The organism is Campylobacter concisus, assembly GCF_002913945.1.
Taxonomy (GTDB): domain Bacteria; phylum Campylobacterota; class Campylobacteria; order Campylobacterales; family Campylobacteraceae; genus Campylobacter_A; species Campylobacter_A concisus_P.
Genome location: NZ_POZK01000031.1, coordinates 26,781 through 40,282 on the forward strand (window position 1 = coordinate 26,781; position 13,502 = coordinate 40,282).

Annotated in this window: 12 protein-coding genes; 7 read left to right on the forward strand and 5 right to left on the reverse strand. The window is 35.0% G+C overall.

Annotation, left to right across the window (positions count from 1 at the left end; genetic code table 11):
* Positions 1-11 precede the first annotated feature (11 nt).
* Both dnaN and dnaA read right to left on the reverse strand, forming a co-directional pair.
* The gene (gene dnaN, locus CYP64_RS07120) at positions 12-1,079 is read right to left on the reverse strand and encodes a DNA polymerase III subunit beta (RefSeq protein ID WP_103649215.1); all 1,068 of its coding nucleotides are present in this window, start codon (positions 1,077-1,079) and stop codon (positions 12-14) included.
* Positions 1,080-1,233: 154 nt separating this feature from the next.
* The gene (gene dnaA, locus CYP64_RS07125) at positions 1,234-2,544 is read right to left on the reverse strand and encodes a chromosomal replication initiator protein DnaA (protein WP_054195855.1); all 1,311 of its coding nucleotides are present in this window, start codon (positions 2,542-2,544) and stop codon (positions 1,234-1,236) included.
* Between the two features lie 122 nt (positions 2,545-2,666).
* Between dnaA and ruvC the strand changes: the two genes are divergently transcribed.
* The 4 genes from ruvC to CYP64_RS07145 all read left to right on the forward strand — a co-directional run bounded on the left by ruvC (position 2,667) and on the right by CYP64_RS07145 (position 5,611).
* Positions 2,667-3,146 carry a crossover junction endodeoxyribonuclease RuvC gene (gene ruvC / locus CYP64_RS07130; protein ID WP_178140253.1) on the forward strand — a complete coding sequence of 160 codons (480 nt, stop codon included), beginning with the start codon at positions 2,667-2,669 and terminating at the stop codon, positions 3,144-3,146.
* A gap of 16 nt (positions 3,147-3,162) precedes the next feature.
* Positions 3,163-3,852: an MOSC domain-containing protein gene (locus tag CYP64_RS07135; protein ID WP_103649216.1), complete on the forward strand. Its 690-nt coding sequence runs from the start codon at positions 3,163-3,165 to the stop codon at positions 3,850-3,852.
* A 135-nt stretch (positions 3,853-3,987) separates the two neighbouring features.
* Positions 3,988-4,503, forward strand: coding sequence for an S-ribosylhomocysteine lyase (gene luxS / locus CYP64_RS07140; RefSeq protein ID WP_103649217.1), 516 nt, complete (start codon positions 3,988-3,990; stop codon positions 4,501-4,503).
* A gap of 1 nt (position 4,504) precedes the next feature.
* Positions 4,505-5,611, forward strand: a complete 1,107-nt coding sequence (locus tag CYP64_RS07145; RefSeq protein ID WP_103649218.1) for a DNA adenine methylase — start codon at positions 4,505-4,507, stop codon at positions 5,609-5,611.
* Positions 5,612-5,663: 52 nt separating this feature from the next.
* Here the strand turns inward: CYP64_RS07145 and thyX are convergent, their stop codons facing one another.
* The 3 genes from thyX to CYP64_RS07160 form a co-directional block, all read right to left on the reverse strand.
* The gene (gene thyX, locus CYP64_RS07150) at positions 5,664-6,293 is read right to left on the reverse strand and encodes an FAD-dependent thymidylate synthase (protein ID WP_021090313.1); all 630 of its coding nucleotides are present in this window, start codon (positions 6,291-6,293) and stop codon (positions 5,664-5,666) included.
* 118 nt (positions 6,294-6,411) lie between these two features.
* Positions 6,412-8,895, reverse strand: coding sequence for a flagellar hook protein FlgE (flgE, locus tag CYP64_RS07155; protein ID WP_103649219.1), 2,484 nt, complete (start codon positions 8,893-8,895; stop codon positions 6,412-6,414).
* Positions 8,896-9,016: 121 nt separating this feature from the next.
* Positions 9,017-10,384 carry a Na+/H+ antiporter NhaC family protein gene (locus CYP64_RS07160; protein ID WP_103649220.1) on the reverse strand — a complete coding sequence of 456 codons (1,368 nt, stop codon included), beginning with the start codon at positions 10,382-10,384 and terminating at the stop codon, positions 9,017-9,019.
* A gap of 119 nt (positions 10,385-10,503) precedes the next feature.
* Here CYP64_RS07160 and pyrE point away from each other — a divergent pair, with 119 nt between their 5' ends.
* The 3 genes from pyrE (at position 10,504) to CYP64_RS07175 (ending at position 13,462) form a co-directional block, all read left to right on the forward strand.
* A complete protein-coding gene (gene pyrE, locus CYP64_RS07165) occupies positions 10,504-11,112 on the forward strand; it encodes an orotate phosphoribosyltransferase (protein ID WP_103649221.1) in 609 nt (202 codons plus the stop codon).
* Positions 11,113-11,355: 243 nt separating this feature from the next.
* Positions 11,356-12,045 carry a response regulator transcription factor gene (locus CYP64_RS07170; protein ID WP_103649222.1) on the forward strand — a complete coding sequence of 230 codons (690 nt, stop codon included), beginning with the start codon at positions 11,356-11,358 and terminating at the stop codon, positions 12,043-12,045.
* Positions 12,035-13,462 (forward strand): c-type heme family protein, encoded by a 1,428-nt coding sequence (locus CYP64_RS07175; protein WP_103649223.1) that lies wholly within the window; start codon positions 12,035-12,037, stop codon positions 13,460-13,462. Before CYP64_RS07170 ends, CYP64_RS07175 begins: the two co-directional genes overlap by 11 nt.
* The last annotated feature ends 40 nt before the right edge of the window (positions 13,463-13,502 follow it).

The window sequence follows — 13,502 nt, forward strand, 5'->3', positions numbered from 1 at the left end:
CTTGCCTTATCTTATAAATTTATCGGCATTATTACTGTTGTTAATTCTTTTGAATTTACAACAAATGCTAGTGAGCTTTCATTAAATCCAAGCTCAAAATTTTCATCTTCGATACTAGTTAAGAAATCAAGCAAGTATCTATTTTTTATGCCTATAAAGAATTCATCTTCTAAGCCAGTTTGATAATCAATCATAGTTTTTGCTTCAGAGTTATCTTCTATAACACTTTCAAATGTTATGTTGTCTCTTGCAAAAGTTATTTTCATTGTATCACTTAGCATTGAGATAGTTTTTATACCCTCTATCATCTTATCTCTACTTAGTTGAAGTCTTTTTCTTACTTCTTTTGGTATGACACGCTCATAGTCTGGAAATTTACCATTTATAAGTTTTGTGAAAAACTCAAAATTTTGGCTTTGAGCGATTAAGATATTTTCATCATAGTAAATTTCTATCTTGTCAAAAAATAGTTTTTGTATTTCATTTATAGCTTTTTTAGGGATTATAAGTGAAAATTCTTTTTCAGTTGGTGTTTGAAATCTAAATACACTAAGTCTTCTTGTATCAGTACCAACGATATTTATAAAGTCTTTTTTAATATCAAGAAAAGCTCCGTTTAGTTCAAATTTTGGGTTATTACTATCAATACTTGGTAAAATTTTCTTTAAACTTCTTCCTAACATAACAGCGTCAACGTCAAATTTTGATTTACCTTCAATCGTTGGAAACTCTGGAAAATCTTCAAATTTATACATTGGAAGTTTATATTTTGAGTTTTTTTGTTTTATGTAAAGATAGTTATTTACAGTTTCTAACATCACTTCTTCGTCTTTTAGACTTTTTATAATGTCAAGTAGTTTTTTTCCATTTGCAGTTGCGTAACCTTCATCAACGATTTTTACATTACTTAGCTTATATGCTAGACCTATTTCATGATCAGTTGCTTTTATGTTTAAAACTCCATCTTTTGCCGAGATATAAATGTGAGAAGTTATAGCACTAAGATCTCTTTTTTCAAGATATGGATTTGTATTTGTTACTATGCTTTCAAGCATATTTTTGTTTATTAAAACTTTCATTAAAAACTTCCTTCTATTTTTAAATTTAATTTTTTTGTTTTAGTAGGTGATGTTAAAAAGTGAAAAGTGCTTTTAAACATCGAAATACAGCTATTTAAAATGTGAAAAATTATATTTTCTTTTTCACATTTATTCACAAATTTCATATTGTATTTTATCCTTTTGTCAAAATTTTGTTTTTTAATTCAGTAACTTTTAGACTAAAAATTTCATTAGTTTGTATTAGCTCATTTATCTTTTTAATATTATGACTAACAGCACTGTGATCTTTCATACCAAAATAGTTTGCGATTTGTGGCATTGAGTTTGTTGTAAGCATCTTTGCAAGATATATGATGATGCGTCTTGCTTCTACGATATTTGTAACTCTTGATTTGCTTTTTATATCACTTTGTTTGATATTTAGTTCTTTACTAACTATTTCAACGATAGTATCGAAATTTATATTTTCACGTTTTTCTTTGATCAAATCTTTTAATATACTTTTTGCAAGATCAAGTGTGATCTCTTCTTTCATAAGAGTTTTAAATACGTTTAAATTTATGATAGCTCCCTCGATCTCACGGATATTATCTCCCATATTTGTAGCTATGTAGTTTATGACCTCTTTATTTAGATCGATTTTATCAAATTCACATTTTTTGATGATGATGGCTATCTTTGTATCAAGTTCAGGCGGCGTAATATCAGCCATAAAAGCCTTATCAAATCTTGAAATCATCCTATCTTCAAAGCCTTTTAGAGTTTTTGGAGGTCGATCTGAAGTCATAACTATTTGACCATTTTTTGCTAAAAGCTCATTATATGTGTTGAAAAATTCCTCTTGGATTTTATCAGTTTTACCAAGAAACTGCACATCGTCTATTAGTAAAACATCACAGTTTCTATACTTTTCACGAAATTTTGGCATTGAGTGGTTATTTATGTGACTGGTAAAATCTATCATAAATTGTTCGCTAGTTACGCAAATAACGGTTTTTCCTTTATTTAGGCAGTGATTTCCGACTGACTGGAGTAAGTGAGTCTTGCCAAGTCCCGTCGTGCCATAGATAAAAAGTGGATTATAAAGTACGCCAGGTTTTTCAGCGGCTGCTTTTGCGCTTAAAAATGCGTATTGATTTGACGCTCCACAGACAAAATTTTCAAATGTGTAGCTTGGATTTAAAATGCTACTTTGCGTTTTTATCTGCTTAACATTTATTTGATTTTGTTTTGATACCTTGCTACTTTTAGTAGATGAAATTTCTATATTTGGTTTTATGCCTGTTCTAACTTCATATAGATGAGCGATTTTATCAGCATATCTTGTATTTATAAATTTAGCCATTAACTCATTTGGTGCAGTAAATACTATAATATGATCGTCTGAAGCCTTTTCGTTAAATTTTAATTGTTTGATATAACTTTGGTATTCTTCAGGTGAAATTTGTGTTGAAAGATTTTCTAAAATTTCGTCTGCTATCAAATTTTTATGCCTTAAATTTCGAGAATTTTTATAGTGATACTATCTTAATTTTAATAAAACCTTTGTTAAACTCCGACAAACTTTTTCACATCGTGAAAAAGTCGTGAAAAAGTATTGAAAAGATAGTGATGAAAATTTTAGGAATCGACCCAGGTACAAAGAATTGTGGTTATGCAATACTTGAAAAAAATAAATTTAAAACTACTCTTCTTGAAGCAGGACTCATAAAAATAAAACCAAACACACTTCAATATCAAATTACCGAGCTTTGCGAGGGACTCGACTTGATTTTTAAAAATCATAAATTTGACGAGGTTGCGATTGAAGATATATTTTTTGCTTATAATCCAAAAACGGTTTTAAAGCTCGCTCAGTTTCGTGGAGCACTTAGCCTTAAAATTTTACAGCTTCATGGTGATTTTGCCGAATATACGCCACTTCAGGTTAAAAAGACGGTCACTGGCAAGGCTAAAGCTGATAAAGAGCAAGTAGCGTTTATGGTGAAGAAAATTTTAGGTATAAATAAAGAGATAAAACCACTTGATATCACAGATGCAATCGCGATCGCGCTAACTCACGCAAATAATTTAAGAATAAGCTAAATTTGATAGGAAAAAGATGGCAATAGTAAAAGCATTATTAATTGGCGAGGTGAAAAACTATGGCTCGCAAAGTGCTACTAATAAGCTAAATACACCATGGAGTTCAGCTATATTTAAAGTAGCTCAAAATGGTGAAATTTTTGCAAATGAACTTGGCTTTGTGGGCGATAGTGTCGCTGATATAAAGCACCATGGCGGTCCTGAAAAAGCTATATTTGCAAATTCGTTTGCAAACTATGCTCAGTGGGAGAAATTTTTAGGATTTAAAAATTTAGCTTATGGAGCTATGGGGGAGAATTTATGCATTGATGGATTTGATGAGAGTAGTGTCTGTGTAGGTGATATACATAAAATCGGCTCATTAGTCCTTCAAGTATCGCAGCCAAGAAAGCCTTGCTTTAAGCTCTCAAAAAGATGGGGTAATGAAAATATGGCTACTCACATCTTTGAAACTGGTCTTACTGGCTGGTACTACCGCGTAATAACACCAGGATCGTGCAAAGTGGGCGATGTGATAGAAGTTATAGAAAAAGATCCAGTTCATATGAGCATTTTAGAGATAAATAGGCTCTTTTTTACACCAAATGAAAATTTAAATTTACTAGAGAAATTTAACTCTCTTACTACTCTTCCAAAAAGTTGGTATGGTGACATGGAAAGACGTATTCAAGGTATTTATAGTACGGAATATATGAGAAATTTATAATAGTAAGTAAAAGTTTTGTTATTTTAATACTCACAAACATTCAGATATTACAAGGCTTATGTAAAATTTTTCATGAGCCTTTAAATTTTTAAACATTTTTTACGATAGAATTACCAAAAATTTAAAGGAGAAGATATGCCATTACTTGATAGTTTTTGTGTAGATCACGTAAAAATGCAAGCCCCAGGAGTAAGACTAGCAAAAAGTATGAAAACGCCAAAGGGTGATGATATCAGTGTTTTTGACTTGAGATTTTGCAAGCCAAATGAAGAAATTTTGCCAGAAAAGGGCACTCACACTTTAGAGCACCTTTTTGCTGGCTTTATGAGAAACCATCTAAACGGCAATGGAGTAGAGATCATCGATATCTCGCCGATGGGCTGTAGAACTGGCTTTTATATGAGTTTGATCGGCACACCTAGCGAAGAAGCTGTAAAAAAGGCATGGTTAGCCTCTATGAAAGACATCTTAGAAGTCAAAGACCAAGATAAAATCCCAGAGCTAAATAAATTTCAATGTGGCACTTACAAGATGCACTCACTTGATGAAGCACACACTATAGCAAAGAAAATTCTTGATCAGGGCTTAGTTATCATAAATAACGATGAGATTAAGCTTGACGTTGATGCTATGGGACTAAAAAAGCACTGATTTGAAGCCAGCTAAACAAGAAAATCAAGCCTATTTAAAAGAGCAAATTTTAACCTATCTTGGTAACAAACGCTCTCTTTTAGGCTTTATAGATCTAGGCGTAAAATACGCAAAAGACGAGCTTAAAAAAGAGAAGCTTAGCTGCTGTGATCTCTTTAGCGGAAGTGGCGTGGTGGCTAGGTTTTTAAAGCAAAATAGCGAATTCCTAGTCGCAAACGACTTGGAACTTTACAGCTTCATCACAAACTCATGCTACCTGCAAAACGCCACAAATGAACTAAAAAATGAGATAAATTTCTGGCAAAAAAAGCTTGAAAAAGAGATAGAAAATAACCTTTCTGAAGGCTTTATAACAAAACTTTATGCCCCACAAGATGATAAAAATATTACCGAGGGCGAGCGGGTCTTTTACACAAGAAAAAATGCTATATTCATCGACACTGCAAGAAGGCTCATAGATGAGCTCTTACCAGATGAAATGAGAAAATTTTTCATAGCTCCACTTCTTTATAATGCAAGTGTGCATGCAAATACAAGTGGAATTTTTAAAGGTTTTCATAAAAATAAAGAGGGCATTGGTCAGTTTGGCGGCAGGGGGCAAAACGCCATCTCAAGGATTACTTCTGATATAAATTTGACTAAGCCTATTTTTTCAAATTTTAGTGTGCCATTTGAGGTCTATCAAAAGGACGCAAATTTACTAGCAAAAGAGCTTGATGGGCTTGATCTAGTCTATCTTGATCCGCCTTATAATCAGCACCCATACGGCTCAAACTATTTCATGCTAAATCTCATCGCAAGCAACACTGAACCAAGTAAAATTTCAAAAGTTTCAGGCATCGCAAAGGACTGGAACAGATCAGTCTTTAATAAAAAATCGTCAGCAAGCGAGGCATTTTTCGAGCTGATAGCAAATTTAAAGGCGAAATTTGTTCTGATTTCATTTAACTCAGAAGGCTTTATCAATCAAGAGGAATTTGATCAAAATCTAAATAAAATGGGCAAAGTTCAACTATTGCGCCAAAAGTATAACGCCTACCGTGGCAGCAGAAATTTAAAAGCTAGAAACATCCACGTAGACGAGCTTCTTTACGTTTTAAAAAAGTAAATTTAGCGCTCATTTCATTACTTCTAAATCACAAACCGCACTAACGTAAATGTTAGTTTTGCTCATCATCTGGCAAGCATTTTTCAAAGATAAATTTATGCTCTTCAGGTAAGACATCGTAGATAGCATTTGCTAAATTTCTTATCTCCCAAAGGGCTGATTTTGAGCTACGAAGTGAGATAAAATTTTGCAAGCTTCTAGCGTTTATGCTCCATGTAAGCTCGGTTTTATAGCACTCTGGCAGGCAGTATTTGACGATGTCTAGGCTCTTTGTCGTTGAGGCTAAAATTTCACGTAAATTTTCAAGCGCTTTTATGCTTGCGTTATCGACTAGTTCGTCATTTGTTAGTACGATAAATTTAGCCGCACGCTCAAACTGCCCTACTTCAAATTTCTCCTCTTTTTTTAGCTCTTTTAGTGTGTAGCGAGTTGATTTGACGCTTAGACTTGCCAAGCGGTGACGAGCTAGCTCTTGAAGTAGCGCACGAGAGATGCCTTGGATGTAGAAGTTGTAGTATAGGTGCTCTAAGGTCGAGGCGTGTTTAAATTTATTTCCTACTCTATCTATTAGCTCAACATCTTTTTCGCCGCCATTGTCGCCTTTTTCAAAGCTTTGCCAGCATGTGCGGATCGCGTGAGAGCAGATATTTAGTGGAGTGTGATTTAGTAGTGTTACTTGCATTTTTTCTCTTTTGTAAAATTTTTTAACATTTTACAAAAAGAAGGCTGATTTTATTTGTAAATTTAAAGCATAAATTTCAAAGGGAGACAAACGCTCCCTTTTGTAAAAGTCTTAGTTATTATTGTTTTAATTGAAGAAGTGTATTTAGCATCTCATCACTTGTTGTGATCGTTTTTGAGTTTGCTTGGAAACCTCTTTGAATAACGATAAGATCTGTTAGCGCACGACTTAGATCGACGTTACTAGCTTCAAGTTTTGAAGCTGCGATCGTTCCCTTATCGCCTGTACCAGCTGCACCGATGACTGCTTCACCTGAGTTTGCGGTTTGTGAAAATACGTTTCCACCCTCGCTTTGAAGACCCTCGTTATTTGTAAAGGTAGCAAGTGCTACTTTAGCTAGGCCAAAGCTTTGACCATTTGAAAATGAGCCTATTATCGTTCCGGTCTCATCTATTTTTATGCCGTTTAATGTGCCGCCTGTGTAGCCATCTTGTGAGATTGACTCAGTTGATGAGTCTTTATCAAAGCTTGTTAAGCCGTTAAAATCAGTTCCAAGACCAAAATTTAAACTAATGTTTTGACCACTTTGTGAGCCATTGTTAGCTGAAAATGTTATCGTTGCTGGATGGAAACTTGCAAGTGAGCCATTTGCGTTAAATCTAGCTGTTCCAGTTATAACGTTATCTGGACCCTGACCTGAATAGTTTATCTTAGCTGGCTCTGGCACTTGTATAACCATACTCCACTCAGTTCCACCATCTGTTGTGGTGCCTGTTTTTGTCCATTTGATACTAACTGTGTGTTTTGAACCAAGTGAGTCAAAAATTTCTGCCGTTGAGCCGTGGCTTGACATCATCATTTTGCCACTTGCTCTTAGAGCTTGGCCCGGGCTTAGTGCACCATCAAGTGCTTTCATAATAGTTGTAAGTCTAACATTTTCATTTATAGCTGAATTATTTGTACCTTGAGCTGGCTTTGTAAGGCCAGTTGTTGTCATATAAAGTGCATGATCTGCTACTTCATTTGATGGATTTTCTAGTTGAAATTGACCTAGTTTATTTACAGTGATCTTTACACCATCATTTGTATCATCACCTGCAAGTGCTTGAAGTGCTGCGATACCAGCTGCATGAGCATCATCTGGCGTATGACCTAAAGCTATTTCATTGTTGTAAGCAGTATTATAAGCTGTTTGATATGTAGTGTTAGTTATGGCTGCCCCGCCAGTTCCAGGTGTTCTTCTATGTGCCGCTATTGCTTGTTTTGCAGCATCAAGTGCATCTGAGTTTGCTCTTATTTGACCATCACCGTTGTAGTCAATATAGTTCCTTGCATCTTTTTGCATAGCAGCACGAAGATCTTCTGTTGTAGTTACTTGCCTTTCTTTCGCATCATTGTATTCGTGAACTGCTGTTGTTTGCGAGCTCGTATAGACATATTGATAAGCTGTAATAATATCTCGATTTTTTAAACCGCCATTTGCCACTCCCATTGCTGTCGTTGCTGCTACTAATTCATCACCAGTATTGACAGTTAAGTGAATATTTTTTGTCTCTTTTGTAGTACCTGAATTATTTCTATTTATAAGTGTTAGTTTATTACCTTCTGAAATTTCAGCTCTAACACCAGTTTTATTGTACTGAGCATTGATAGCAGCAGCAACATCACTTATGTTTGTTACATCTCCGGTTATATTTACACCATTTAATGTTATATTTAATTTTTTTGCAGTTCCATTAGTAAGTGAACCAACATTATTTGGTGATCCACTACCTATAGTAAATTTTTCAGTTTTGGCATTTGCATAGCTCACCCAGATGCCTTGTCCATCTCTTAAAGCAAGACCATTTCCAAGCTCATCAAATGTAACACCTAGATCTACACCACGCTCTGTTAAGCTTTGTTCTTTTCTTGAGTTTGTATAAAATTGATCATTATTTACATCATTTTCATTGTGGACTTCATTTGGATCTAAAATCCCGTCATTGTTATAGTCACGTCCACCAGCAACTGAGTCTAGTGAATAAATAGGAGTGCTTCTTTGGTCTATGGTGTTGCCTGAGTCAAGGTTGCCTTTTATCTTTACTTCTGTTGTGGCTCTTGCTGGAGTAGTAAGACCCTCTTTGATCACGATATTTTTTATCGGCCCAGTTGAGTCGATAGTGCCAGTCTCTTCATCTCTTGTCCAGCCTTGAACGATATAGCCGCTGTTGTTTACGAAGTTGCCAGCTTTATCACGGACAAAGTCACCATTTCTTGTATAGTATCTTGTAGTTCCACCATCTGGAGATACGACGAAGAAACCATTTCCTTGAAGTGCGAGGTCTGTTTGCTTATCAGTAGATGTTAGTGTGCCTTGTGAGAAAATTCTTGTAGTTGAGTTTATAGTCGTTCCTAGACCTATTTGCATAGCATTTTGACCGCCTAGCTGACCTTGTGGAGCAGTAGCTACTCTTGGAGTTTGGCTTAGTATATCAGCAAAATTTGCACGGTTGTATTTATAACCATAAGTATTGACGTTTGCGATATTGTTGCCTTCTACGTCCATGGCTATCTGGTGGGCTTGCAGGCCTGAAACACCAGACCAAAGTGATCTCATCATTGACTTATCCTTTTTGCATTTTAAATTTTTATATTTTTCAAAAGCAAAAGATGTTCCAAAAATTTATATTGATAAAAAGTAGAAGAAATAAAAAGAAATTTGGCGTAATTAACGCCAAATTTTATCCAAGTACCATAGCTCCAACGATACCACCGATGATGAGTGGGATATTGAAAAATACAAATGTAGGTACACAAGTATCATATATGTGGTTGTGCTCACCATCAGCATTTAGACCGCTTGTTGGCCCAAGTGTGCTATCACTTGCAGGACTTCCAGCATCTCCTAGAGCTGCAGCTATGCCAACTAACAAGATGATGGCTGGTACGCCAAAACCAAGATTGAGGCAAAGTGGTACATAGATAGAGGCTAAGATAGGTATCGTACCAAAGCTAGTGCCTATACCCATCGTAACGAGAAGACCAATAAGAAGCATCAAAAATGCTCCGCCTATCTTGCCGCCAGATACCAAGCTAGCGTATTTTACAAGCTCGTCTATTCCGCCACTCTCTCTTAAGATAGTGCCATAACCTGCAGCAACTAGCATGATAAAAGCGATAAATCCCATCATAGCAAGGCCATTATCCATGATCTTATCTACTTTTTTGTATTCGATACCACCAAAAACAACCATTACCAAAAGTCCAAGTAGTGCGCCAAGAGGTAGCAGCTCAGTATAAATTTGCACACCAAAAGCCACAACTGCACCAGCTAAAACCGCCCACTCTTTTTTAGTCATCTCAAGGCTTTTTGCGCGCTCGATCTCATCAAGCTCTTCTTTTTCAAATTTTGAAGTTTTATAAGCTCTTTTTTTACCGTAAAAAAGTATGGCAAGGATAAGTCCAATAAGCATCGAAGCGCCGCCTATCCACATAACAGAAGAGATATCAGAAATAGATGTGGTTATGCCGTTATTTGCTAGCTCTTTTTTTAAGATATTGTGAAAAAGCAGACCAAAGCCAACGCTAAGGCTTACATAAGGTGCTTGAAGACCAAATGTCAAAGCGCAAGCTACGGCACGTCTATCTATTCCCATTTTGTTCATAATAGCAAGAAGTGGCGGGATCAAAATAGGTATAAAAGCTATGTGAACTGGGATTAAATTTTGAGATAAGCATGCTATAAATGCGATAGTTAGTATAAAAATTACTTTATTTGAGCTAAGGAATTTACTCAAAGCATTTATCAAAATAGCAGTTAAATTTGTATTTGCAATGGCAGCTGCTAGAGCGCCAAGTAAAATGTAACTAAGTGATGTTTCAAGATTGCCTTGCATACCGCTTATGAGGCTTTGTGTAGTCTCTTTTAGGGCTGTAAAGAGGCTATCAATCCCATTTACAATACCACTTTCAAATCCGCTAAATCCATGCTTATACATCACACCAGCAAAAAGAGCAGAGATAAGGATAGAAAGCAAGATGTTAAAACGCAATAGACAAAGTATCGTCATTACCAAAATGCTAAAAACAACAGGGTTAAATATAAGCATGAGCGTCCTTTTTGTGAGTGTTGAGAGATTATACAAATGTGTGGCTTATTAAATTTTAAAAAGAGTGGCTTAAGTGGGCTTGTGTTAAGATTTTGAGTAAATTTTAAAAGGAAAAAACGATGGATTTAGAGAAAATTTATAAAGAGGCTGGGGCATATTTAGAGGGGCATTTTTTACTAAGCAGTGGCAATCACTCGCAGTTTTATCTACAAAGTGCAAAGGTGCTTGAAGACCCAGCTTTGGCTGGAAAACTAGCTGATGAGCTTGCCCGTGTGATAGAAAAATTTGGCATTAGATTTGATAGCGTTTGTTCTCCTGCACTTGGAGGAATTTTAGCTGGCTATGAGCTAGCTCGCGCAGCAAAGAAGCGATTTATATTTACAGAGCGAGTTGAAAAGATAATGAGTCTTAGACGTGGTTTTGAGGTAAAAAAGGGTGAGAAATTTATCGTTTGTGAAGACATCATCACGACTGGCGGCTCGGCACTTGAAGCAGCGCACGTAATAGAGAGCCTTGGCGGCGAGGTAGTTGGCTTTGCAGCGCTTGCAAACCGTGGCTTTTGTAAGGTTACAAATTTAGACAATGAGGCTAAGCCAAATGCAAAACTACCAAGCGATAAGCCATTTTTTGCTTTAGGAAATTTTGAGTTTGAAATTTATGAGCCTGAGTATTGCCCACTTTGTAAAAATGGAAGCAAAGCGATCAAACCTGGAAGCAGAGGCAACTAAAATTTATACTATAAATATAGCTATCTTTCTTTTTTAAATTGATCGATAGCTAAAATTTTTATAAAAATCCAAAAATAGTACTCATAAAAAATTTTAATCAAGATTTCAAGTCACTTCAACAAAAATTTATAGTTTAATTTTTAAAAGTAATCTATCTTTTATATCGGTATGAATTATTTTTTAGATAATCTTATTTTTTAAGCTACCAAGTGATAATATCTGCTCAAAAAGCGAGATGAAGCTATGCAAGAATATGATATTTTAGACGTTTTATCAAATAAAAAGGTCCTTTGCCTTGAAGATGAAGAGGCGATTTTAAAAAATATTTGTGCTTCTTTGGAGCTATTTTTTGGAGAGGTAACAGGCGTGCAAGACGGCTGTGAAGCACTTGAGCTAGCGATGAGCGATACTTATGATGTTTTGGTGCTTGATATAAGTGTGCCAAACATCGATGGCCTAGAGATCGCTAAAAAAGTAAGAACTATAAATCAAAAAATTCCTATCGTGATCTTATCAAGCCACGTCGAGCAAGAGTATTTGTGGAGAGCAGTTGAGCTAAAGATCACAAGGTATCTTGCAAAGCCATATGATAAAAAGTCATTTATAAAAGCCCTAGAAGACGTTGCTTTAGAGCTTGTTGGACGCAAGCCGACTCTTAGGCTAAATGATGAATTAGAATATGATTTTGGCAAAAAAGTACTTTATATAAATGGTGAAATTTCTCATCTAAGTAAGAGTGAAAGTAGGCTTTTAGAGTATTTTTTAAACAACAAAAATCAAACTATAACTTATGAACAAATTTTTGATTATATTTGGGAGTATGAACAGCCAAGCAAAGAGGCGATAAAGACGATCGTAAAAGAGCTTAGAAGGAAGCTTGGCAAAGATGTGATTAAAAATTTATACGGTGTAGGTTATCTTTGTGAAATATAAATTTCAGCTAATCGTTAGTGTTTTTATCTTTGTTTATCTCTTAATATCCGCACTTGTTTTAAATTTTTATAATAATCTTGCAATGAAAGATGCCAAAAAAGAGGCGTATTATGTGCTTGAGAGTATAAATTCTGTAAGAGAGTACGTTGCAGGCGTTCAGCGTCCGCTAATAGAGCAGCTAAAGCATGATGGCATTATAAAAGAGGATTTTTTTGATGAGAGATTGCTTTCATCTTCATATATAAGCCGTGAAATTTATAATATCCAAAAGAAAAAATACAATCTTGATTTTGACTACAAACTAGTCGCCATGGCACCTTTAAATAAAGCTCATGAGCCAAATGAATTTGAAGCGCAGGTGTTAAAAGGCTTTAAAGAGAATAAATTTAGTGAGTTTTCAAAGATTATAAAAGATGAAAACGGCTCACAATTTTTTGTAGGGCTTCCTATAAAAAGTCAAAATACATCTTGCCTAGCCTGTCACAATAGCGAAAGTGCTCCAAAACAGATGTTGGATCGCTATGAAATTTCAAATGGAAAAATTTCTGAAGCAAGTGAGATGATGGCAATGCTATCTTTTAAAATCCCACTACGTGCCATTTTTTCTTACCATTTAAAAGAGGTTGTCATCATAATGAGCGCGATAGCCTTTGTATTTGGGATATTTTTGCTACTTGTTTATAAGATGCATAGGCGCGGAGAAGAGAGTAAAAGACAGACTGAGCAGCTAATGATACATCAAAGCCGCCTAGCCTCAATGGGCGAGATGATAGGCAATATCTCACATCAGTGGAAGCAGCCTTTAGCTCAAATTAGCTCAGCTTTAATAAATTTAGAGCTCTATCAGGAGCGAAAAAAGCTTGATGAAGCAAAAATTTATGAGTTTATAGAAGAGACTAGCAAGCAGATAAATTTCATGTCTGAAACGGTTGATGATTTTAAAAACTTTTTTAAGCCAAATACTTTAAAAAGGGAGTTTAGCGTAGAGGAAGTAGTAAATCAGACTATAAAAATTCTAAACGCCTCACTTAAGAAATATCAAATTGAAATAGAGATCGATATAAGAGAAAATTTTACGATTTTTGCAAATTTTAATGAAATAATCCAAATTTTAATAAATATTATAAATAACGCAAAAGATGCATTTAAACAAAGCTATGTAAAGCCAAGAGTAATAAAAATTTATACTTTCATAAAAGATAATCGTAAAAATTTATGCGTGCAAAATAATGCAGGAGCTATAAAGGCTTCGTTTTTAAAGGTTATCTTTGAGCCACACTTTAGCACAAAAGAGTCTGGCAGCGGGCTTGGTCTATATATGAGTCGGCTAATCGCTAGTAAAAATAACGCTCTAATCTTTGCTAGAAACGTAGATGAAAATAGTATTACATTTACAATTAGTTTCGAAAATTTATAATTTATTAAAATTCCCCCTTTTCTACCCTTTTTTGGTGTTA

Excerpts from the sequence above, each read along its gene's own strand:
- dnaN (WP_103649215.1), bottom strand. The coding sequence starts at position 1,079 with ATGAAAGTTTTAATAAACAAAAATATGCTTGAAAGCATAGTAACAAAT.
- CYP64_RS07135 (WP_103649216.1), top strand. The coding sequence starts at position 3,163 with ATGGCAATAGTAAAAGCATTATTAATTGGCGAGGTGAAAAACTATGGC.
- luxS (WP_103649217.1), top strand. The coding sequence starts at position 3,988 with ATGCCATTACTTGATAGTTTTTGTGTAGATCACGTAAAAATGCAAGCC.
- thyX (WP_021090313.1), bottom strand. The coding sequence starts at position 6,293 with ATGCAAGTAACACTACTAAATCACACTCCACTAAATATCTGCTCTCAC.
- flgE (WP_103649219.1), bottom strand. The coding sequence starts at position 8,895 with ATGATGAGATCACTTTGGTCTGGTGTTTCAGGCCTGCAAGCCCACCAG.
- CYP64_RS07160 (WP_103649220.1), bottom strand. The coding sequence starts at position 10,384 with ATGCTTATATTTAACCCTGTTGTTTTTAGCATTTTGGTAATGACGATA.
- pyrE (WP_103649221.1), top strand. The coding sequence starts at position 10,504 with ATGGATTTAGAGAAAATTTATAAAGAGGCTGGGGCATATTTAGAGGGG.
- CYP64_RS07170 (WP_103649222.1), top strand. The coding sequence starts at position 11,356 with ATGCAAGAATATGATATTTTAGACGTTTTATCAAATAAAAAGGTCCTT.